19 protein-coding genes, 1 tRNA gene and 1 pseudogene are annotated in these 20,811 nt (G+C 51.4%); 15 read left to right on the top strand and 6 right to left on the bottom strand.

Annotated features, from left to right (window positions below; genetic code table 11):
- Positions 1-103: 103 nt before the first annotated feature.
- A complete protein-coding gene (locus J7445_RS01240; protein WP_003768779.1) occupies positions 104-850 on the top strand; it encodes an amino acid ABC transporter permease in 747 nt (248 codons plus the stop codon).
- Between the two features lie 144 nt (positions 851-994).
- On the opposite strand, the gene J7445_RS01245 is transcribed toward J7445_RS01240, so the two are convergent.
- On the bottom strand, positions 995-2,464 hold the full coding sequence (locus tag J7445_RS01245; protein ID WP_070654686.1) for a protein adenylyltransferase SelO: 1,470 nt from the start codon (positions 2,462-2,464) through the stop codon (positions 995-997).
- Between the two features lie 95 nt (positions 2,465-2,559).
- Complete coding sequence (gene mutY / locus J7445_RS01250; RefSeq protein WP_019270273.1) at positions 2,560-3,639, bottom strand: A/G-specific adenine glycosylase; 1,080 nt, start codon at positions 3,637-3,639, stop codon at positions 2,560-2,562.
- Between the two features lie 162 nt (positions 3,640-3,801).
- On the opposite strand from mutY, the pseudogene J7445_RS01255 reads away from it, so the two are divergent.
- From J7445_RS01255 to J7445_RS01270, 4 genes and pseudogenes are all read left to right on the top strand, one after another.
- A pseudogene (locus tag J7445_RS01255) lies at positions 3,802-4,101 on the top strand (alcohol dehydrogenase catalytic domain-containing protein); the annotation flags it as partial.
- Positions 4,102-4,245: 144 nt separating this feature from the next.
- On the top strand, positions 4,246-5,217 hold the full coding sequence (locus J7445_RS01260) for an IS110 family RNA-guided transposase (protein ID WP_425326070.1): 972 nt from the start codon (positions 4,246-4,248) through the stop codon (positions 5,215-5,217).
- Positions 5,218-5,663: 446 nt separating this feature from the next.
- Positions 5,664-7,745 carry a carbon starvation CstA family protein gene (locus J7445_RS01265; RefSeq protein WP_070656676.1) on the top strand — a complete coding sequence of 694 codons (2,082 nt, stop codon included), beginning with the start codon at positions 5,664-5,666 and terminating at the stop codon, positions 7,743-7,745.
- Positions 7,735-7,929: a YbdD/YjiX family protein gene (locus J7445_RS01270; protein ID WP_003744600.1), complete on the top strand. Its 195-nt coding sequence runs from the start codon at positions 7,735-7,737 to the stop codon at positions 7,927-7,929. Before J7445_RS01265 ends, J7445_RS01270 begins: the two co-directional genes overlap by 11 nt.
- An 80-nt stretch (positions 7,930-8,009) precedes the next feature.
- Here the strand turns inward: J7445_RS01270 and prmB are convergent, their stop codons facing one another.
- The 4 genes from prmB to tgt form a co-directional block, all read right to left on the bottom strand.
- On the bottom strand, positions 8,010-8,909 hold the full coding sequence (gene prmB / locus J7445_RS01275; RefSeq protein ID WP_070656694.1) for a 50S ribosomal protein L3 N(5)-glutamine methyltransferase: 900 nt from the start codon (positions 8,907-8,909) through the stop codon (positions 8,010-8,012).
- A gap of 138 nt (positions 8,910-9,047) precedes the next feature.
- Positions 9,048-9,446, bottom strand: coding sequence for a c-type cytochrome (locus tag J7445_RS01280; protein ID WP_039404779.1), 399 nt, complete (start codon positions 9,444-9,446; stop codon positions 9,048-9,050).
- Between the two features lie 138 nt (positions 9,447-9,584).
- Positions 9,585-10,595: a ferrochelatase gene (gene hemH / locus J7445_RS01285; RefSeq protein WP_070656677.1), complete on the bottom strand. Its 1,011-nt coding sequence runs from the start codon at positions 10,593-10,595 to the stop codon at positions 9,585-9,587.
- 109 nt (positions 10,596-10,704) lie between these two features.
- Positions 10,705-11,820: a tRNA guanosine(34) transglycosylase Tgt gene (gene tgt, locus J7445_RS01290; RefSeq protein WP_070656678.1), complete on the bottom strand. Its 1,116-nt coding sequence runs from the start codon at positions 11,818-11,820 to the stop codon at positions 10,705-10,707.
- Positions 11,821-12,076: 256 nt separating this feature from the next.
- On the opposite strand from tgt, the gene J7445_RS01295 reads away from it, so the two are divergent.
- From J7445_RS01295 to pheT, 10 genes are all read left to right on the top strand, one after another.
- A tRNA-Val gene (locus J7445_RS01295) sits at positions 12,077-12,153 on the top strand.
- A 54-nt stretch (positions 12,154-12,207) separates the two neighbouring features.
- The gene (gene thrS, locus J7445_RS01300) at positions 12,208-14,121 is read left to right on the top strand and encodes a threonine--tRNA ligase (RefSeq protein ID WP_070656679.1); all 1,914 of its coding nucleotides are present in this window, start codon (positions 12,208-12,210) and stop codon (positions 14,119-14,121) included.
- A gap of 17 nt (positions 14,122-14,138) precedes the next feature.
- Entirely contained in the window at positions 14,139-14,660 is a 522-nt protein-coding gene (infC, locus tag J7445_RS01305; protein ID WP_074895063.1) for a translation initiation factor IF-3, read from the top strand.
- Positions 14,661-14,806: 146 nt separating this feature from the next.
- Complete coding sequence (rpmI, locus tag J7445_RS01310) at positions 14,807-15,004, top strand: 50S ribosomal protein L35 (protein ID WP_002232040.1); 198 nt, start codon at positions 14,807-14,809, stop codon at positions 15,002-15,004.
- 12 nt (positions 15,005-15,016) lie between these two features.
- Positions 15,017-15,376, top strand: a complete 360-nt coding sequence (gene rplT, locus J7445_RS01315; RefSeq protein WP_002214103.1) for a 50S ribosomal protein L20 — start codon at positions 15,017-15,019, stop codon at positions 15,374-15,376.
- A gap of 248 nt (positions 15,377-15,624) precedes the next feature.
- Positions 15,625-16,614, top strand: a complete 990-nt coding sequence (gene pheS / locus J7445_RS01320; RefSeq protein ID WP_019270264.1) for a phenylalanine--tRNA ligase subunit alpha — start codon at positions 15,625-15,627, stop codon at positions 16,612-16,614.
- A gap of 183 nt (positions 16,615-16,797) precedes the next feature.
- Entirely contained in the window at positions 16,798-17,418 is a 621-nt protein-coding gene (locus J7445_RS01325; RefSeq protein WP_070656680.1) for an FMN-dependent NADH-azoreductase, read from the top strand.
- A gap of 84 nt (positions 17,419-17,502) precedes the next feature.
- Positions 17,503-17,910: a VOC family protein gene (locus tag J7445_RS01330; RefSeq protein WP_019270262.1), complete on the top strand. Its 408-nt coding sequence runs from the start codon at positions 17,503-17,505 to the stop codon at positions 17,908-17,910.
- A 78-nt stretch (positions 17,911-17,988) separates the two neighbouring features.
- Positions 17,989-18,294, top strand: a complete 306-nt coding sequence (locus J7445_RS01335) for a hypothetical protein (protein WP_019270261.1) — start codon at positions 17,989-17,991, stop codon at positions 18,292-18,294.
- 136 nt (positions 18,295-18,430) lie between these two features.
- Entirely contained in the window at positions 18,431-20,794 is a 2,364-nt protein-coding gene (gene pheT, locus J7445_RS01340; RefSeq protein ID WP_070656681.1) for a phenylalanine--tRNA ligase subunit beta, read from the top strand.
- The last annotated feature ends 17 nt before the right edge of the window (positions 20,795-20,811 follow it).

The raw sequence follows: 20,811 nt of genomic DNA on the forward strand, positions 1-20,811 counted from the left end.
AGAATGTATTTTCTTGTAAAATATCGAGTTTCATTTTTCCAATGTTCGGGAATCGGGCGGCTGCCGCAAACCGTTTCCCGGAGTTTTAGACAGGCGGACGAGTATGGATTTTCGGTTTGACATTATTTACGAATACCGCTGGATGTTTTTCTACGGCGCGCTGACGACGCTGGGCTTGACCGTAGTGGCGACGGCAGGCGGCTCCGTATTGGGTCTGCTGCTCGCGCTGGCGCGCTTGATTCATCTGGAAAAGGCGGGTGCGCCCATGCGCGCGCTGGCTTGGGTTTTGCGTAAGGTTTCGCTGCTGTATGTAACGCTGTTCCGCGGTACGCCGCTGTTTGTGCAGATTGTGATTTGGTCTTACGTTTGGTTCCCGTTTTTCGTTCATCCTACCGACGGTTTGCTGATTAACGGCGACGAGGCGGTGGAAATCCGACGTTCTTACGGCGCGCTGATTGCCGGTTCGCTTGCCTTGATTGCCAACTCCGGCGCGTATATCTGCGAGATTTTCCGCGCGGGCATCCAGTCCATTGACCGCGGTCAGATGGAAGCGGCGCGTTCGCTGGGGCTGACTTATCCGCAGGCTATGCGCTATGTGATTCTTCCGCAGGCTTTGCGCCGTATGCTGCCGCCGCTTGCCAGCGAATTTATTACGCTTTTGAAAGACAGCTCGCTCTTGTCCGTTATCGCCGTGGCGGAGTTGGCTTATGTGCAAAGTACGATTAGCGGCCGCTATTCCGTTTATGAAGAACCGCTCTATACCGTCGCGCTGATTTATCTCATGATGACGACTTTCTTAGGTTGGGTGTTCCTGCGCTTGGAAAACCGTTACAACCCGCAGCATCGTTGATTTCCGAATAAGCCGATTGTTTTCGGTCGGGATAATGTCAAAAGGTCGTCTGAAAACCGATTTGGGTTTTCAGACGACCTTTTAGTTTTTGGGGCTTACAGACCGAATAGGGTGATTTTGCCTTTGCCTTGTTGGAAATCTCATTCAACTTGAACAACTGACGCAAACCGGAATGCTGCCTTCGGGCGGCGGTTCGGCAAGGTCGGCGAACTCTGCCTGTTCGTCAAAGGGACGGGCGAGGCAGCGACGCAGGCGTTCGATTTCGCGGTAGTCGCCGTTTCGGGCTTGGGCGATGGCTTGTTCGGCAAGGTAGTTGCGCAGGATGTAGAGCGGATTGGTTCGGTTCATACGCAATGCGCGTTCGGCGGGGTCGCTGTTTTCCGCACGCAGGCGTTGGCGGTAGCGTCCGAGCCAGCGGGTGAAGGCGGGCGGAACGCCGTTTTTGAAGGTTTGTTCGAGTTTGGGCGGGATGGGTTCGCCGTGCATATTGCTGACTTCGGACAGGTTTCTGAAAAACAGGGTGAAGTCGGTTTTTTGATCTTGCAGGGCGGCGAAGAGGTCGGCGACAAGGCTTTCGTCGTCTCTTTTGTCTGCTTGCTGCAAACCGAGTTTGCGGCGCATTTTCTCTAAATAGGTCGTCTGAAAAACTTCTGTCCAGCCGTCGATGAGTTGTTCGAGGTTGTCGTGTGGGACGAGGGTGTCAAAGCAGGAGGCGAGGGCGGCGAAATTCCAATCGGCGACGTGGGGCTGGGCATTGTAGGCGTAGCGGCCTTGGGTGTCGGAGTGGTTGCAGACGTGACGGCGGTCGTAGTCGTCGAGGAAACCGAATGGGCCGTAGTCTATGGTCAGCCCCAGTGCGGACATGTTGTCGGTATTCATCACGCCGTGGCAGAAACCGACGCTTTGCCATGCAGCGACGGTATCGGCTGTGCGGTTGCGGATTTGTTCCAACAGGGCGGCGTAGGGATTGTCAGCATCTTGGCAGTCGGGGTAGTAATGCCGGATGAGGTAGTCGGCAAGTTGTCGGACTTCGGCTTCGCGGCCGGTGTAATAGAAGTATTCGAAATGGCCGAAACGCAGAAAGCTCGGGGCGATGCGTGTCAGGACGGCGGCGGTTTCGACGGTTTCGCGATAAACGGGGTCGTCGCTGCCGCACAGGGCGAGGGCGCGGGTTGTGAGGATGCCGAGACCGTACATGGCTTCGGAACAGAGATATTCGCGGATGGAGGAGCGCAAGACGGCGCGCCCGTCGGCAAAGCGGGAATAGGGCGTTTTGCCTGCGCCTTTGAGCTGCCACTCTTGGCGTTGCCCTGCGGCATCGATGGAGTCGCCAATCAGAATGGCGCGTCCGTCGCCGAGGCGCGGGGTATAAACGCCGAACTGATGGCCGCTGTAAACACTGGCAATGGGCGCGGGCGCGTATTGCGGTGCGTTGCCGCTGAGGTAGGCAAGATTGGAGGTCGTCTGAAAATCCGTGTTCAGATTCAACTCTGCCGCCAAATCGGTGTTGAAGGCGACCCAGTAGGGCGCGGTCAACGGCTCGGGGGCGACGCGGGAATAGAAAAACGGCGAGAGTTCGGTGAATTGTTGGGTAAGCAGGGAAAGTGTGTGCATGGGATTCCTAGCGGGCGCGGGCGGATTTGTATAACGCGCGGGTATGTTTATTGTGTTTTAGAGTTGGATGCTGTGAGTTTGATTTTCAAGCATTTTCAAAACAATGCTTGTTGCCGTTGTTTCAGATAATCCGCCAGCGGTTTGGGCAAGCCGTAATCCGCCAAGTTTTCGGGTTTCACCCAAAGGCGGTTTGGCGGCAAGGCTGTATTTTCAGGCGAGCTGGTTTGCGCTTCAAGTGGCGTAATCATCAATAAACGATGCGTCAGGCGGTGGGTGAGGGAGGCTTGCTCGGAAAGGTCGTCCCACGGGGAGGCTGCGCACTCTGAAAAAATGCCGAGTTTTTCGGCGCAAGCGTATGTTTCGTCCAGTTTTTCAAAACACGGCACGCAATACAGCCCGCCCCAAATGCCTTTGGCAGGACGTTTTTCCAGCAAGATTGCGCCGTCTGGGTTGCGGATAATCAGCCAGTAAAGCGGCAGGGTTTGTACTTCGGGGGCGTTTTTTTTACGCGGCAGCTCGGCGATGCGGTTTTGCTTTTTCGCTTCGCAGATGTCCGCCATCGGACATTGGTGGCACAAGGGTTTTGTCCGTTTGCACACGGTTGCGCCCAAGTCCATCAAGCCTTGCGTGTAGGCGGGCATATCGGCGTTTTCAGACGGCAGCAGGCTTTCGGCAAGCGTCCAGAGTGAGTTTTCGAATTTTTTGTCCTGCGGATTGCCGTCGCGGGCGAACACGCGGCAGAGTACGCGTTTGACGTTGCCGTCCAAAATGGTTTCGCGGCGGTTGAAGGCGAAGGCGCAAATGGCGGCGGCGGTGCTTCTGCCTATGCCGCAGAGGGTTTCCAAGTCTTTACGCTCCGACGGAAACGTGCCGTCGAATTGTTCGAAGACTTGTTGCGCGGCTTTGTGCAGATTGCGCGCGCGGCTGTAATAGCCCAAGCCCGCCCACAACGACAACACTTCGTCTTGCGGCGCGGCGGCAAGCGTTTGTACGGTCGGGAATTTTTCTAAGAAACGCGGATAGTAGTCTAAAACGGTGGCGACCTGTGTCTGCTGGAGCATGATTTCGGAAAGCCAGATGCAATAAGGGTTTTTGACCTGCCAAGGGAGGTGGTGGCGACCGTGTTGTTTTTGCCAGCGGATGAGCCGTTCGGAGAAGGGGATGGGTGTGTTCATTAATATCAATCGGGGGTTTTATTTATATTCAAAACAACATGTTATGGTATAACATCGTGAAAATAATTCTTATTGACTTATTTTTTGTAGGGGTATATAACTCATATAAAGAGACTTTATTGCGGTATTGAAATTATTTATCAACAAGCAAGGAGTATCAGCATGAAAGCAATGGTTTATCACGGCGCAAACGACATCCGTTTTGAAGAAAAACCCCGTCCGCAGATTATCGATCCGACCGACGCAGTGGTGAAAATCGTCAAAACCACGATTTGCGGTACCGACTTGGGTATTTGGAAAGGCAAAAACCCCGAAGTTGCCGACGGCCGTATTCTCGGTCATGAAGGCATCGGTATTGTAGAAGAAGTCGGCGAGGCTGTAAAAAACATCAAAGTCGGTGATAAAGTCATTATTTCATGCGTCAGCAAATGCTGTACTTGCGACAACTGCAAAATCCAACTCTTGTATATCGGAACTCCCGTATCATAGCAACAAACCGCCAGGCCGCCACCCGCATCCGACCAAGGCAAACAACCGTTGAGTAGCTCAGGGAGCGGTCGGGCAACCCATCGACACAACCGGACAGTTGCCAGACAACACAACCGAATGCAAGGCAGGTTTATGATGAGTACCCAATACCATTACGCAGGCATCGACATCGCCAAACGAAACTTCGTTATTGCCGTTTCGTCTTTGTCTAAAACCAAAACCGAAACCAACAACCCAAAAGGTATCGCCCATACTATCGAGTACCTTAAAAAACACAACGTCGCCCTCGTCGTGATGGAAAGCACCGGCGGTCTCGAAATCCCCGCCGCCAAAGCCATCCACCGCGCAGGCATAGCCGTGATTATCGCCAACCCGCGTCAGACGCATCAGTTTGCCCAATCGCAGTCGCTGACCAAAACCGATGCCAAAGATGCCCAAATGCTCGCCTTCTTCGCACAGATGATGACGCAGAAAGAAGGTTGGCAAACCATGCTCTACCAACCGCCCACCGAAGCGGAGGAAGTGTTGGAAGCATTGGTCAACCGCCGCAACCAACTGGTGGATATGCGGACTGCCGAGAAAAACCGTCTGCATCAGGTTCATGAAACGCAAGTCGAAAGCGTCAAACAACTGATTGCCCATTTTGACCGGCTGATTGACGAATTGGACAAACAAATCGATGACCACACCCACACGCATTTTGACGGCAAAGCCAAAGTGGCGGAACAAATCAAAGGCATCGGTTCGATAACGACGGCTACGCTGATGGCGATGCTGCCCGAATTGGGACGGCTGAGCCACAAACGGATAGCGAGTTTGGTCGGTATTGCCCCACATCCGAGGGAGAGCGGCGAAACCAAATTCAAAAGCCGCTGCTTCGGCGGAAGGTCTGCGGTGCGTAAGGCACTGTATATGGCTACCGTGGTAGCGACACGTTTTGAACCGCTTATTCGGGATTTCTATCAGCGCCTACTGTCCAAGGGTAAGCCGTATAAGGTTGCCGTTACGGCATGTATGCGCAAACTGCTGACGATATTGAATGCCCGGATGCGTGATTATTTTGCCGAAAACGGTATCCAAACGGCTTGATTTGAGTTTTGGTATTTTTGCCCGACGGGGTGAAAAATACAGTTGCTTATATATTGCCACCCGAAAGGGACGACCTTTTTGTTTATGGGGCTGATTGAATTGGGATGGCGTGGCGTTAACCTTTTAGCCATATGCAACTGGGCAGTGTGGCTTTATGGCATTTGTAAAGAGTCTGTCAAAAAATAAGCGGTAATATCGTAATGAATGACGATTGCTTGAGTTAAATCTAGCCCGCACATTATCGGATTGTGTTAACCTTACGCTAGGCTTGATAATAGTTAACATTCTAGGGTTTTGGTTCCCTTGTTTATTAATTATCTCAAGCCAGGGTTCCCGCACCATCATCGCTTCATTTTTTTCTTCCATAAATGCTTCGGGATGCAGTTTGTCCCCCCGCAACAATAAGAACCCGAACATTCTCACTCTTGTATTTTAAGGATTAAACAATGAAATCGCTCAAAACGTTCCTTATTTGGGGCATTGTGGTTTTGGTCGGCGTAGCGTCCTTTACCACTTTGGCCCTCAGTCGGGGCGAGCAGGTCAGTGCGGTATGGATGGTCACCGCCGCCGTGTCGGTGTACTGCATCGCTTACCGTTTTTACAGTCTCTACATCGCCAAATATGTGATGCAGCTTGATCCGAACCGCCTCACGCCCGCCGAGCGGCACAATGACGGTTTGGACTATGTGCCGACACACAAAGGCGTATTGTTCGGACACCACTTTGCCGCGATTGCGGGCGCAGGTCCCTTGGTCGGTCCCGTGCTGGCTGCGCAAATGGGTTATCTGCCGGGTACGCTGTGGATTATCTTCGGCGTAGTGTTTGCCGGCGCGGTACAAGACATGATGGTCTTGTTCGTCTCCATGCGCCGCGACGGTAAGTCTTTGGGCGATATCGTAAAACAAGAACTCGGCACTGTACCCGGCGTGATCGCGTCCATCGGTATTTTGATGATTATGGTTATCATCATGGCGGTGTTGGCGTTGATTGTGGTGAAAGCACTGGTTCACAGCCCTTGGGGTACGTTTACGATTGCCGCCACCATGCCGATTGCGCTGTTTATGGGTATTTACACCCGCTATATCCGTCCGGGCAAAATCGGCGAAATTTCCATCGTCGGCTTTATCCTGCTGATGCTGGCGGTTATTTACGGCGACAATGTGGCGCACAGCTCCATCGGTCACTGGTTTGACCTTGACGGCATCCAGCTCACTTGGGCGATTATGATTTACGGCTTCGTAGCATCAGTATTGCCGGTATGGCTGCTGCTGACACCGCGCGACTATCTCTCTACCTTCCTGAAAATCGGTACGATTGTCGCACTCGCCATCGGCATCCTCATCGTCAGCCCTGCGCTGCAAATGCCTGCCGTGACCCACTTTATCGACGGTTCCGGCCCAGTATTCTCAGGTGCATTGTTCCCGTTCCTCTTCATTACCATCGCCTGTGGTGCGGTTTCAGGCTTCCACGCGCTGATTTCTTCCGGTACTACGCCGAAAATGCTGGAAAACGAAACCCACGTCCGCATGATCGGTTACGGCGGTATGTTGATGGAAAGTTTCGTGGCCATTATGGCGCTTGCCGCTGCTGCATCGCTTGATCCCGGCGTGTACTTCGCCATGAACAGCCCTGCTGCCTTGATCGGCACAGACGCCAATACTGCCGCCGAAGTAATTACCACCAAGCTGCAATTCTCTGTCGATGCCGCAACCCTGTTGCACACCGCTAAGGAAGTCGGCGAAAACACCATCCTATCCCGTGCGGGCGGTGCGCCTACCCTCGCAGTCGGTATGGCGCACATCATGAGCCGCCTGATTCCGGGCGAAGCCATGATGGCATTCTGGTATCACTTTGCCCTGTTGTTTGAAGCCTTGTTCATCCTGACCGCCGTCGATGCCGGTACCCGCGTCGCACGTTTCATGATTCAAGACTTGGGCAGTATCTTCTACAAACCTTTCGGTAACACCGACTCCATCCCTGCCAACCTGATTGCGACCTTCTTCGCCGTGGCATTGTGGGGCTACTTCCTTTACACCGGCGTGACCGACCCGTTGGGCGGCATCAACTCGCTCTGGCCTTTGTTCGGCATCGCCAACCAAATGCTGGCAGGCGTAGCCTTGATTATGTGTGCCGTTGTGTTGATTAAGATGAAACGCGACCGTTATGTCTGGGTGGCACTCGTTCCTGCCGTCGGCGTACTGTTTGTAACCTGCTATGCCGGTCTGCAAAAACTGTTCCACAGCGACCCGCGTGTCAGCTTCCTTGCCCATGCCGGCAAATACAGCGACGCATTGGCTAAAAACGAAGTCCTCGCGCCCGCTAAAGACATCGGCGAAATGTCGCAAATCATCTTTAACGACCAAATCAATGCCGGTCTGACCGCATTGTTCCTCTCCGTCGTCGTCGTCGTTGCCATCTACGGCGTGCGTACCGCCATGAAAGCACGCAAAGTCGGCTGGTCAACCGCTAAAGAAATTCCGGCGGTGTACCGCGACGGCAAACAACCGGAGGCACAAAGTGAAGCGTAAACTCGCCGCTTGGTGGAAAACCGCCAAACTTACCGCCAACCTCATGGCAGGCGTGCCCGATTATGAAAACTACGTTGCCCAACAGCGCAAACATAATCCCAACGCCCCCGTCATGACCGAGCTGCAATTTCAAGACTACTGCCGCAAACGCCGCTGCGGCGCAAACGGCGGAAGATGTTGTTAATCGCTTGAACGGTTGAAAAAAGGTCGTCTGAAAGTTTTCAGACGACCTTTTTATATCAATGCTGCTTGAAAAAGGACGGGTTAGTATTCGCCCAATAGCTGCTCGCGGGTCAGTAAGAATACGAATCCGTCGCCGCCGCTGGTTTCCAGCCAAGTAAACGGCAGCTCGGGATAGGCGGCTTCCAATACATCGCGGTTGTGTCCGATTTCGACCAGCAGTACGCCTTTGGGATTGAGGTATTTGGCTGCGTGCAGCAGGATTTGGCGGGTGGCGTCCAAACCGTCTTCGCCGCTGCCCAAGGCGAGTTCGGGTTCGTGCAGGTATTCGTCGGGCAGCATATCGACCGATTCGGCATCGACGTAGGGCGGGTTGGAAACAATCAGGTCGTATGTGCCTTCCAATCCTTCGAACAAGTCGGTGTGAATCAGGTTAATGCGCTCTTCCAAACCATAATCTTCAACGTTGATGGCGGCTACTTCCAGCGCATCCAAACTCAAATCGACGGCGTCAATTTCAGCGGCGGGGTAGTGGTGTGCCATTTGGATGGCGAGGCAGCCGCTGCCGGTGCATAAATCCAATGCGCGGTGAACCAATTCGGGATGCTCTATCCATGGGGTGAGGCTGTCGCCGAGCAGTTCGTAAATAAACGAGCGCGGTACGATGACGCGTTCGTCAACATAAAAATCGAAATCGCCTTGCCATGCCTGATGGGTAAGGTAGGCGGCGGGGATGTGTTCGACTGCGCGGCGTTCCAGCACTACCAACACTTCTTCTTTCTCGCTTTGCAGCAGCTTGGCGTCGAGGTAAGGCTCCAGCGTGTCCAGCGGCAGGTTGAGGGTGTGCAGAATCAGGTAGGCGGCTTCATCGTGCGCGTTGTCCGAGCCATGCCCGAAAAACAAACCGGCATCGTTGAAACGGCTGACGGCGAAACGCAGGATGTCGCGGACGGTGGTCAATTCTTGGGCTGCTTGGGTAAACATATTCATCAAAATCCTTAATGGTCGGAACACCGTCCTTCGGGCGGCGGAATCGGGAAGTCATTTATTGCAAAGCGGAGCGATTATAACAGAGGTCGTCTGAAAGCATGGTTTCAGACGACCTCTTGATTGCGGGAGCGGTTATTTTTTGCCTTTTGCTGCTTTCACATCTTTTTCGGTGATGGTGCCGCCACCGTTATCAAATGCATTCATGATGTAGGTCGAAACTGCTGCTACGTCCGCTTCGTTGATGGCTGTTGCGGGCATGAAGCCGTTGTAGGGTTTGCCGTTAACCTTGATCGGGCCGTTGATGCCTTTGAGCATGCTGTTCAACAGTACTTGCGGTTTTTTCATGATGTAGTCGGAACGGAACAGGGGCGGGAACATTGCGCCTCTGCCTTCGCCTTTTTTACCGTGGCAGGCAGCGCAGTTGGTTTCGTAAATTTTCTGCCCTTGCGCCATCTGTGCGGCATCGGCGGCGAAAGTTGGGGCGGAAAAGCAGGAGAGTGCGGCAAGAGTCAGGATGTGGATGGTTTTCATGGTTTGTCCTTGCAGATGGTCGGGATGTTTTTGTTTTAGAGGAATAGGGCAATCATACAATAAAGGTCATCTGAAAACCTATCCTGCCTAAGCTTTTCAGACGACCTTAGATTTAAGTCAAACAAACGGAAGGATACTTCAAACCCATCCGCGCAAATTGCGCCGCACCAAATCTGCCAGCGCGCCTATCCATTCTGCGCCGTCGTTCAGGCAGGGGATATAGCGGTATTCTTTACCGCCTGCGGCGTGAAATTGTTCGCGCCCCATCAAAGCGATTTCTTCCATCGTTTCCAAGCAGTCTGCCATGAAGCCCGGACAGAAAACGTCCAATTTCGTTATGCCTTGTTTCGGTAGTTCGTCAAACAGAACCTGCGTACTCGGTTTAACCCATTTTGCCTTGCCGAACTGGCTTTGGAAGGAAACGATATATTCCTGCTCAGTGAGCTCCAAGGCTTCGGCAAGCAGTTTGGCGGTATGGCGGCATTCGTCGGGATAAGGGTCGCCTTCGTCGTACTGTTTCTGCGGTATGCCGTGAAAACTCAGCATCAGTTTTTCGCCGCGCCCCTGTTCCGCCCAATATGCCTGAATCTGCTTTTTCATGGCTTCGATATAGCCTGCATCATCGTAGAAACGGGATACCGTGCGTATGCTGAGTTGGTTGCGCTGGCGCAGTAATTGCAAGAATACTTTATCCAAAGCCGCGCCTGTGCTTGATGCCGCATATTGCGGATAAAGCGGGACTACCAAAAGATTACCGATGCCTTGCGATTTCAATTCCGCCAAGACGTCGTCAACGCCCGGTTTGCCGTAAGTCATGGCGTAGCGGACGGTTATATCCGGCAGTAGTTGGTCCAAGGCTTCGGCTTGGCGTGCGGTATAAACCAATAAGGGCGAGCCTTCTTTAAACCAGATTTTTTCATAGGCATGCGCACTTTTTTTCGGGCGCAGCGTCAGTATCAGGCCACGCAAAATCGGTTGCCACAACAGCTTCGGCAGTTCTACCACGCGTTGGTCGGATAAAAAGTCGCGCAGGTAAGGTTTGACGGCTTGCGCGGTCGGAGCATCCGGTGTGCCGAGGTTAAGCAGTAGGACGGCGGTACGGGTTTGGTCGGTGTACGGGAGGGGAGGCTCTGGCAGGAAACGGGGCATGGTTTCTTTCTTTAATATTGAATGATATTTTGTGCAAAAGGTCGTCTGAAAAGCAAAGGGTCAATCAAGATAAATGTTTTCAGACGACCTCGATAAGCATAGTTAAATCTCAATCCACTCCGCGGGCGCGGTTTTCATGAAATTGCGCCTGCCAGTCGGCAAATTTTCCTTGCTCGATGGCTTCGCGCATTTCCGCCATGATGACTTGGTAGAAATGTAGGTTATGGATGGTGTTGAGTTGCGCGCCCAAGATTTCGCCGGTGCGGTGCAGGTGGTGCAGGTAGGCGCGGCTGAAGTTTTGGCAGGCGTAGCAGGTGCAGCTTTCGTCTATCGGGCGTTTGTCGAGCTTGTGTTTAGCGTTTTTGATTTTCAAATCGCCGAAACGGGTGAACAGCCAGCCGTTGCGCGCATTGCGGGTGGGCATGACGCAGTCGAACATGTCCACGCCGTGTGCCACGCCGTAAACGAGGTCTTCGGGTGTGCCGACGCCCATCAGGTAATGCGGTTTGTGTTCGGGCAGCATCGGTCCGACGGCGCGCAGCATGCGGTACATTTCGGGTTTGGGTTCGCCGACGGACAGCCCTCCGATGGCAAGGCCGGGGAAGTCGAATTGTTCCAGCCCGCGCAGCGATTCTGCGCGCAAATCTTCATACATCGCGCCTTGCACGATGCCGAATAAGGCATTCGGGTTCTTCAAGTCTTCAAAGGCTTTTTTGCTTCGTTCTGCCCAGCGTAGGCTCATTTGCAGGGACTTTTGCGCCTGCTCGTGCGTTGCTTCGCCCGGTGTGCATTCGTCCAACTGCATCACGATGTCAGAGTTGAGTACAGTCTGGATTTTCATGGAGATTTCGGGCGAGAGGAAGAGTCTGTCGCCGTTAATCGGGCTTTGGAAGGTGCAGCCTTCTTCGGTGAGTTTGCGCATATCGGAGAGCGAGAAAACCTGAAAACCGCCTGAGTCGGTCAAGATAGGTTTGTCCCAGCCGATAAATTCGTGCAATCCGCCGAATTGTTCGATAACTTCCAAACCGGGGCGCAGCCATAAATGGTAAGTGTTGCCCAAAATAATTTGTGCCTTGATGTCGTGCAGGTTTTGCGGATTCATCGCTTTAACCGAGCCGTAAGTGCCGACCGGCATAAATACGGGCGTTTCGATTTTGCCGTGGTTCAGTTCCAGCGTGCCGCGTCGGGCGTAACCGTCTTTTTTGTGTAAGGTAAATTTGAGCATAGGTTGTATCTATAATGTAGAAAACGGCGTGCGAAGCCGCCGTGCAGTCAAACGATTGAGGTAAAAACGCGATTATAAAGGATTTTCATCGCAATAGCGGTGTTTGAATATTTCAGACGACCTTAGTTCGTATCGAGATGTTCACTGTTGAAAATGTTTCAAAAAAATCACAATGTTTCGACAATGTCGTCTGAAACCTCATTTTCATGCTTGCCATCGCGTCAAAGTATCGTCTATAATCCAAACCCTATTAAACAGGCACGTAGCTCAGTTGGTTAGAGCACCACCTTGACATGGTGGGGGTCGTTGGTTCGAATCCAATCGTGCCTACCAAATTTCTCAAACGGCATTTATGCCGTTATTTTTTAATGTTTTGGAGCTTGTTTGATGTTGAACATTACCTTGCCGGACGGCTCAGTCCGCCAGTACGAATCGCCCGTTACCGTGGCACAGATTGCCGCGTCTATCGGAGCAGGTTTGGCGAAGGCGACAGTGGCGGGTAAGGTAAACGGTAAATTGGTCGATGCATGCGATCCGATTACCGAAGATTCAACCGTCCAAATTATTACCCCGAAAGACCAAGAAGGCGTCGAAATCATCCGCCACTCTTGCGCCCACCTTGTCGGTCATGCGGTCAAGCAGCTCTATCCTAATGCAAAAATGGTTATCGGCCCCGTCATTGAAGAGGGCTTTTATTACGATATCGCAACGGAAAAACCGTTTACGCCTGAAGATGTCGCTGCCATCGAAGCGCGTATGAAAGAATTGATTGCTCAGGATTATGATGTAGTCAAAATTATGACTCCGCGCGCCGAAACCATCAAAATTTTCCAAGATCGCGGTGAAGAATACAAGCTGCGCTTGATTGACGATATGCCCGAAGTTGAAGCAATGGGTATGTATCATCATCAGGAATATGTCGATATGTGCCGCGGTCCGCACGTTCCGAACACCCGTTTCCTGAAAAACTTCAAGCTGACCAAGTTGGCAGGTGCATACTGGCGTGGAGACAGTAATAATGAAATGCTGCAACGTATTTACGGTACGGCTTGGGCGACAAAAGACGAATTAAAAGCCTATATCCAGCGTATCGAAGAAGCAGAAAAACGCGATCATCGCAAATTGGGCAAACAACTGGATTTGTTCCACTTGCAAGACGAAGCGCCGGGTATGGTGTTTTGGCATCCCAAAGGTTGGGCTTTGTGGCAGACTATCGAGCAGCATATGCGTAAAGAGCTGAATGCCGCCGGCTATAAAGAAGTCAAAACTCCCCAAATCATGGATAAAACCTTTTGGGAAAAATCCGGTCACTGGGATAACTACAAAGACAATATGTTCGTAACCAGTTCGGAAAAACGCGAATATGCGGTTAAACCAATGAATTGCCCCGGACATGTTCAGATTTTCAATAACGGCTTGCGCTCGTACCGTGATTTGCCGATGCGTTTGGCAGAGTTTGGCTCTTGCCATCGCAACGAGCCGAGTGGTGCATTGCATGGACTGATGCGTGTTCGCGGTTTTGTACAAGACGATGCGCATATTTTCTGCACCGAAGATCAAATTGTCAGCGAAGCGCGGGCATTTAATGAATTGCTGGTTCGTATTTACAAGCAATTCGGTTTCCACGATGTATCCGTCAAGCTTTCACTGCGTCCTGAGAAGCGCGCCGGTTCAGACGACGTGTGGGATAAGGCAGAACAAGGTCTACGCGAAGCATTGACTGCTTGCGGCGTGGAATGGGACGAGTTGCCGGGTGAGGGCGCGTTCTACGGACCTAAAATCGAATATCACGTCAAAGACGCATTGGGACGTTCTTGGCAGTGTGGTACGCTGCAACTGGACTTTGTATTGCCGGAACGCTTAGATGCAGAATATGTAACCGAAAACAATGACCGCGCCCGTCCGGTAATGTTGCACCGCGCCATTTTGGGTTCTTTGGAACGATTTATCGGTATTTTGATTGAAAACCATGCAGGTTCTTTCCCGTTGTGGTTGGCGCCGGTTCAAATGGTGATTATGAATATCACCGAAAATCAAGCGGATTACTGCCGTGAAGTGGCTGCCAAATTGCAAGCCGCAGGCTTCCGTGTGGAGCTGGATTTGCGTAACGAAAAAATTGGCTACAAAATCCGCGATAACAGCCAATACCGCTTCCCTTATCAAATCGTTGTCGGCGATAAAGAGAAGCAGGAAAACAAAGTGGCCGTGCGCCGCAAAGCAGAAGACTTGGGTTCTTTGGATTTGGATGATTTCATTGCACAACTACAGCAAGAAATCGCGGATGCCCTCGTCAACCATTAATTTTTATAGGAGTATTCATCATCGCTCAAGAACGCGAAGCACGAATCAATGGCGAAATTACCGCCAAAGAAGTGCGTTTAATCAGTGAGTCAGGCGAACAGCTTGGTGTCGTATCGGTTCGTGAAGCTTTGGCTATGGCCGAAGAGCAGGATGTGGATTTGGTAGAGATTTCCCCTACTGCCAAACCGCCCGTGTGCAAACTGATGGATTACGGTAAATATAAATACCAACAAGCCAAGAAACGCGACGAAGCCAAGAAAAATCAGAAGCAGGTGCAAATTAAGGAAATCAAATTCCGTCCGGGTACCGATGAAGGCGATTATCAAATCAAAATGCGCAACATCAACCGCTTCTTGGCTGACGGCGATAAAGTCAAAGTAACACTCCGTTTCCGTGGTCGTGAAATGGCTCACCAACAACTCGGTGCGCAACTTTTAGAGCGCGTAAAAGAAGATTTGGCGGAAGTAGCCCAAATCGAATCCTTCCCTAAAATGGAAGGCCGTCAAATGGTGATGATGATTGCACCAAAGAAAAAATAAAGTTATAATTTTTAGCTTAATCCGATTGCCGCTTCGGAGTAAGCTTTTGATTGGCGGCAAAAACCGTGGCATTTTGGGTTCAAGTGTTTGAAACCAATGTTTTAAAACCCCCTGATGCCTTATCTAATAACGAATGGAGTTTTCCCATGCCTAAAATGAAAACCAAGTCTAGCGCGAAAAAACGCTTCAAAGTACTGGGTAACGGCGGTGTAAAACGCGCTCATGCGTTCAAACGCCACATCTTGACTAAAAAGACCACTAAAAACAAACGCCAATTGCGCGGTACCTCTATGGTAAACGATCGCGATTTGGCTTCTGTTGCTAAAATGTTACCCTACGCTTAAGGAGTTTAGAATATGCCACGCGTAAAACGCGGTGTAACCGCTCGTGCCCGTCACCAAAAAATCTTCGCGTTAGCCAAAGGCTACCGCGGTCGTCGTAAAAACGTATACCGCGTTGCCAAGCAAGCGGTAATGAAAGCCGGTCAATACGCATACCGTGACCGTCGTCAACGCAAACGCCAATTCCGTCAACTGTGGATTGTCCGTATCAATGCAGGTGCCCGTGAAAATGGTCTGTCTTACAGCAAATTCATGAACGGTCTGAAACGCGCCTCTATCGAAATCGACCGCAAAGTATTGGCTGATCTGGCTGTATTTGACAAAGCCGCTTTTGCACAATTGGTTGAGAAAGCTAAAGCTGCTTTGGCTGCTTAATCCAAAAAAATTTAAAAAGGAAGCTACGGCTTCCTTTTTTCTTTGTTTGAAGAAAGTCTATGTGATTGATTTTCTTTCTTTAAAGTCTATTTTTTTAAATTGATTTGCGTTAAAATACGCCGATTCTATCAAACGGATTGGCCGTAAACAGATAAAAGGTCGTCTGAAAAGTTTGGCAACACCAAACCATACAGGCGGCCTCATTGTTTCAGACGACCCATCATCAACCGACAGACGATAAAACCACTATGGAAAATGTAAACCGTATCGTTGCAGAAGGCATTGCCGCAGTAGAAGCCGCGCAAGACTTCAACGCTCTAGAACAAATCAAAGCCCGCTATCTTGGTAAAACCGGCGAATTGACCGGACTTCTGAAAACCTTAGGTCAAATGTCGCCTGAAGAGCGCAAAACCATAGGTGCGCATATCAATGAGTGCAAAAACCAGTTTCAGACGGCCTTTAACAATAAACGCGATGCCCTCAACGAAGCCAAACTCCAAGCCCAGCTTGCCGCCGAAGCTCTCGATATTACCCTGCCTGGACGCGCGCAGGAAAATGGCGGTCTTCATCCCGTAACCCTGACCTTGCAGCGCGTGGTCGAACTCTTTCACGGCATGGGTTTTGAAGTGGCGGACGGTCCGGAAATCGAAGACGATTTCCACAACTTCCAAGCCCTGAATATTCCTGCAAACCACCCGGCCCGCGCCATGCAGGATACGTTCTACGTTGAAAACGGCGATGTTTTACGTACGCACACTTCCCCGATTCAAATCCGCTACATGCTCGATAAAAAAGAGCCGCCCATCCGCATTATTGCCCCTGGCCGCGTTTACCGTGTGGACAGCGATGCTACGCACTCGCCCATGTTCCACCAAGCTGAAGGTCTGTGGGTAGAAGAGGGCGTAACCTTCGCTGATTTGAAAGCCGTGTTTACCGATTTCATCCGCCGCTTTTTCGAACGCGATGATTTGCAAGTACGTTTCCGCCCGTCTTTCTTTCCGTTTACAGAACCGTCAGCCGAAATCGACATTATGGGCGAAAACGGCAAATGGCTGGAAGTCGGTGGCTGCGGCATGGTGCATCCCAACGTGTTGAGAAACGTGAATATCGACCCCGAGAAATACACCGGTTTCGCCTTCGGCATCGGCCTCGACCGTTTCGCCATGTTGCGTTATAACGTGAACGATTTGCGGCTGTTTTTTGATAACGATTTGAACTTTTTGAAGCAGTTTGGCTAAGCGATTTTAACTTCATTGCATCTGCTATTTCAGGCGGTTTGAACCTAAAAAGTAGCCTTAGTAGCCTTACTTGCCTTTCAAATAGCTTGAAAATGTCGGATTTGTTAATCTAGGCTACAAGCCTAAACCTGATTTTCCAGCAATTGTTTATTTTCCTATTGTAAAGACAAGGATGCCGAAATTATGGATACTCTGATTATCAACGCACACCCTGACCCGTATTCCTCTGCTTCCGCCACCAATCGCATGGTTGCACACCTGTTATCCAAACTGCCCGTAGGTAGTGCACAAACTGTTAATTTGGCAGAGACTGACATACAGCCGCTGGACAAAGCGGTTCTGGAAATGTTTGTCGCAACTGTGTTCCAAGAGCAGCAGCCGAATGCGGAACAGACCGCTTTGCTGGCACGACTGATGTCGGTAGTAAATCAAGTCAAATCCACCCGCCGACTCGTCATTGCCTATCCGATGTACAACTTCGGCATTCCCGCCCGTTTGAAAGACTGGTTAGATAATTTAGTTGTGCCTGGCGAAACGTTCCGCTACGGAGCGGATGGTACACCGCGAGGGCTGATGAGTGCGCACAAAGTACTACTGTTTCAGGCTAGTGGTAGTGTTTATACTGATGGACCGATGGCGCAAATGGATTTTGCCTCGAGCTATCTGAAAACGCTGCTTGGCGGCTTTTTAGGTTTTGCTTCAGTGGACACTATCTATGCCGAAGGCACGGCGAGTAACTGGGATGTAGCGGTTCAACGCGCCTGTGCAGAAATTGATGTTGTATTCGGTAGTTTTACGGCCTAGTTGCTCAAACTGGTTAGTTATATCCACGCGGATTACAAGTAGCCTAGCAATACTGGGCTTACTAAACCAATATAGAAAAACGTTATGGAACAGCATATTAACTACATCACGCTCGGCGTAGGCGACCTTGCTATTTCCCGCCGTTTTTACCAAGACATATTCGGTTGGCAGGAAACGGTGGACAGTAATGAAAACATTGCGTTTTTTGAAACAGGAAGCGCGCTGCGGTTTGCTCTGTTTGGTAAGGAAGCCTTAGCGCAAGACGCGCAGGTATTAGTGCAGGGTAGCGGTTTTCCATGTTTTACGTTGGCGCATAATGTCGGCAGCGAAGCTGAAGTGGATGCATTGTTTTCTGAGCTCGCCTCAAAAAATGTGAATATCGTCAAAGCCCCGCAGAAAGTATTTTGGGGCGGATACAGCGGCTATATCGCCGACCCCGATGGCTTTTTATGGGAAATTGCCTTTAATCCGTTTTTGCAGAAATTACGCTGAAATAGCACGATAAAGGTTACTTGAAAACGGCAGCTTCAGCGAAGTAAAAATCAAATTTGCTTACCCGAAAGCCGAGTCATGAAACGCTATATCGCTCCATCCGTTTGCTATGCACTTGCTGTTGCGCTGTGGTTGCTGTCCATCTATTGCGAAATCCGTGCTTTGTCGTTAGCCGATTTGAAAACCCTGACCGGTGACGATGTGGAAGGTGCAATAAGGTGGTCGAATTACGGATTTAGCGCATTTGCCGTATCCTGTTTTGCCACCGCGATCGGCAGTTGGTTGATGCCGCGGTTTAAAAGCTGGGAGCGTGTAGCGTTTACAGTGAGTGTCACCTTAGGATATACCTTGCTGGCGTGGTTCGTAACAATATTATTGATTTGATTGCTTAAGGTTTGAAAAGACTATCTGAAAGCGACAGCCCCAACAAAGTTAAAAAGCAGCCTGCACCCCACCAAGCAAACAGGTCGTCTGAAAACAAAATCTGATAAAAAGTTAATTAGTTGATTGAGAACATAACATGCAATTCTCCTATTCATGGCTGAAAACCCAAGCCGATACCGAACTTTCCGCCGATAAGCTGGAACATCTGTTAACCATGTCCGGCTTGGAAGTGGAAGAAGCCGAGACTGCCGCGCCGGCGTTTACAGGCGTGGTGATTGCCGAAGTGAAATCCGTTGAAAAACATCCGGATGCCGATCGTTTGAACGTTACCCAAGTTGATGCGGGTACGGGTGAGTTGGTGCAGATTGTGTGCGGTGCGCCGAATGTGAAAGCGGGCATCAAAGTGCCGTGTTCGTTGCCGGGCGCGGTGTTGCCGGGCAATTTCAAAATCAAGCCGACCAAGATGCGCGGCGTGGTGTCGAACGGGATGTTGTGTTCCACTGATGAACTTGGTCTGCCCGACGACGGCGTGAACGGCCTGCACATTCTGCCGCAAGACGCTCCCGTCGGCACAAACATCCGCGAATATCTGGATTTGGACGACACGGTGTTCACGCTGAAAATCACGCCGAACCGTGCCGACTGCCTGAGCATCAAAGGCATTGCGCGTGAAGTGTCCGCGCTGACCGGCTGCGCGTTCAAGCAACCTGCAATCCATGCCGCGCCAATCACAGGTAGCCGCAAACAGCCTGTGCAGATTGATGCGCCTGCCGATTGCGGCCGCTTTATCAGCCGCGTGATTGAAAACGTGAACGCGCGCGCCGCTACGCCGGATTGGATGAAGCAGCGTTTGGAGCGCAGCGGTATCCGCAGCCTGTCTGCGCTGGTGGATATCGGCAATTATGTGATGCTGGAAATCGGTCAGCCGATGCATGTTTTCGATGCCGACAAACTTTCAGGCAGCCTGCACATCCGCCGCGCGCGCGAAGGTGAAACGCTGGAATGCCTGAACGAGAAAACCGTCTCCCTGTCTGAAAACACGCTGGTAGTGGCCGATGAAAAAGGCGCGTTGAGTTTGGCAGGCCTGATGGGCGGCGCGGCAAGCGCGGTTTCAGACGACACACAAAATATCGTGCTGGAAGCGGCTTGGTTTGCGCCTGAAATCATCGCCGGCAAATCGCGCCAATACGGTTTTGGCTCGGATTCGTCGTTCCGCTTTGAGCGCGGCGTGGATTACCGTTTGCAGGCCGATGCCATCGAGCGCGCTACCGAATTGGTTTTGCAAATCTGCGGCGGTGCGGCAGGCGAAATGGTGGAAGCGTTGGGCAGGCTACCTGAAAACAAACAGGTTGAATTGCGTTTGGGTCGTCTGAAAACCGTGTTGGGCGTGAATATTCCTGCCGAGCAGGTGGAAACCATTTTGCAGCACTTGGGCTTGCAGCCTGAAAAAACGGCGGAAGGCTTCCGCGTTACCGCGCCGAGCTTTCGTTTCGACATCGAAATCGAAGCCGATTTGATTGAAGAAATCGGCCGCGTTTACGGCTATGAAAATATCCCCGACGATTACACGTCAGGTCGTCTGAAAATGCTGGCGCTGCCCGAAACCCGCCGTCCGCGTTTTGCCGTTTATAACGAAATGGCGGCGCGCGGCTACCGCGAAGTGGTCAGCTATGCCTTTGTTGACGAGCAGTGGGAACTTGATTTTGCCGCAAACGACAACCCCATCCGCCTGCAAAACCCGCTGGCGGCGCAGTATGCCGTGATGCGTTCCACGCTTATCGGCGGCTTGGTGGAAATTTTGCAAAACAATCTGAACCGCAAGCAAAACCGCGTGCGCGTGTTTGAAATCGCCCGCGTGTTCAGCAAAGGTTCAGACGACCGGTTTGTGCAAAACGAACGCATCGGCGGCCTGTGGTACGGTGCGGCGATGCCCGAACAATGGGGTGAGAAAACGCGCAACGCGGATTTTTACGACATCAAGGCCGATGTAGAAAATCTGTTGAAAAACAAAGCAGTTGAGTTCGTCAAAACCGAACATCCCGCCCTGCATCCAGGCCGCGCTGCCAATATCGTTTCAGACAGACAGGTCATCGGCTTTGTCGGCGAATTGCATCCGAAATGGCTGCAAAAATACGACTTGCCGCAAGCACCGCTGGTATTTGAAATCGATATGGCAGCCGTGTTGGAACGCGAAAAAACGCGTTATCAGGCAGTATCGAAATTTCAGCCGGTGCGCAGGGATTTGGCTTTTGTGATGCCTGAAACCATGACCCATGATGATTTGTTGGCCGCCTTGAACGGCGCGGCAAACAAGTTGGTACAGGAAATCAGCGTATTTGACGTGTATCGCGGTACGGGACTGCCTGAAGGGATGAAGAGCATGGCGGTTAAAGTGATTTTGCAGGATATGGAAAACACGCTGACGGATGAAACAGTCGAGCCGGTTATCGGAAAACTGATTGACGCGGCAACTGCTGCGGGAGCGCAACTTCGCAGCTAAAAAATAAATATTCGCTT

Source organism: Neisseria sicca, assembly GCF_017753665.1.
GTDB lineage: Bacteria > Pseudomonadota > Gammaproteobacteria > Burkholderiales > Neisseriaceae > Neisseria > Neisseria flava.

Coding starts and splice junctions, on each gene's coding strand:
- mutY (WP_019270273.1), bottom strand. CDS start 3,639: ATGAACACACCCATCCCCTTCTCCGAACGGCTCATCCGCTGGCAAAAA.
- tgt (WP_070656678.1), bottom strand. CDS start 11,820: ATGCTCAAATTTACCTTACACAAAAAAGACGGTTACGCCCGACGCGGC.
- hemH (WP_070656677.1), bottom strand. CDS start 10,595: ATGCCCCGTTTCCTGCCAGAGCCTCCCCTCCCGTACACCGACCAAACC.
- J7445_RS01280 (WP_039404779.1), bottom strand. CDS start 9,446: ATGAAAACCATCCACATCCTGACTCTTGCCGCACTCTCCTGCTTTTCC.
- prmB (WP_070656694.1), bottom strand. CDS start 8,909: ATGTTTACCCAAGCAGCCCAAGAATTGACCACCGTCCGCGACATCCTG.
- J7445_RS01325 (WP_070656680.1), top strand. CDS start 16,798: ATGGATACTCTGATTATCAACGCACACCCTGACCCGTATTCCTCTGCT.
- J7445_RS01245 (WP_070654686.1), bottom strand. CDS start 2,464: ATGCACACACTTTCCCTGCTTACCCAACAATTCACCGAACTCTCGCCG.
- thrS (WP_070656679.1), top strand. CDS start 12,208: ATGTTGAACATTACCTTGCCGGACGGCTCAGTCCGCCAGTACGAATCG.
- J7445_RS01330 (WP_019270262.1), top strand. CDS start 17,503: ATGGAACAGCATATTAACTACATCACGCTCGGCGTAGGCGACCTTGCT.
- J7445_RS01335 (WP_019270261.1), top strand. CDS start 17,989: ATGAAACGCTATATCGCTCCATCCGTTTGCTATGCACTTGCTGTTGCG.
- rpmI (WP_002232040.1), top strand. CDS start 14,807: ATGCCTAAAATGAAAACCAAGTCTAGCGCGAAAAAACGCTTCAAAGTA.
- J7445_RS01240 (WP_003768779.1), top strand. CDS start 104: ATGGATTTTCGGTTTGACATTATTTACGAATACCGCTGGATGTTTTTC.
- pheS (WP_019270264.1), top strand. CDS start 15,625: ATGGAAAATGTAAACCGTATCGTTGCAGAAGGCATTGCCGCAGTAGAA.
- rplT (WP_002214103.1), top strand. CDS start 15,017: ATGCCACGCGTAAAACGCGGTGTAACCGCTCGTGCCCGTCACCAAAAA.
- pheT (WP_070656681.1), top strand. CDS start 18,431: ATGCAATTCTCCTATTCATGGCTGAAAACCCAAGCCGATACCGAACTT.
- J7445_RS01260 (WP_425326070.1), top strand. CDS start 4,246: ATGCAAGGCAGGTTTATGATGAGTACCCAATACCATTACGCAGGCATC.
- J7445_RS01265 (WP_070656676.1), top strand. CDS start 5,664: ATGAAATCGCTCAAAACGTTCCTTATTTGGGGCATTGTGGTTTTGGTC.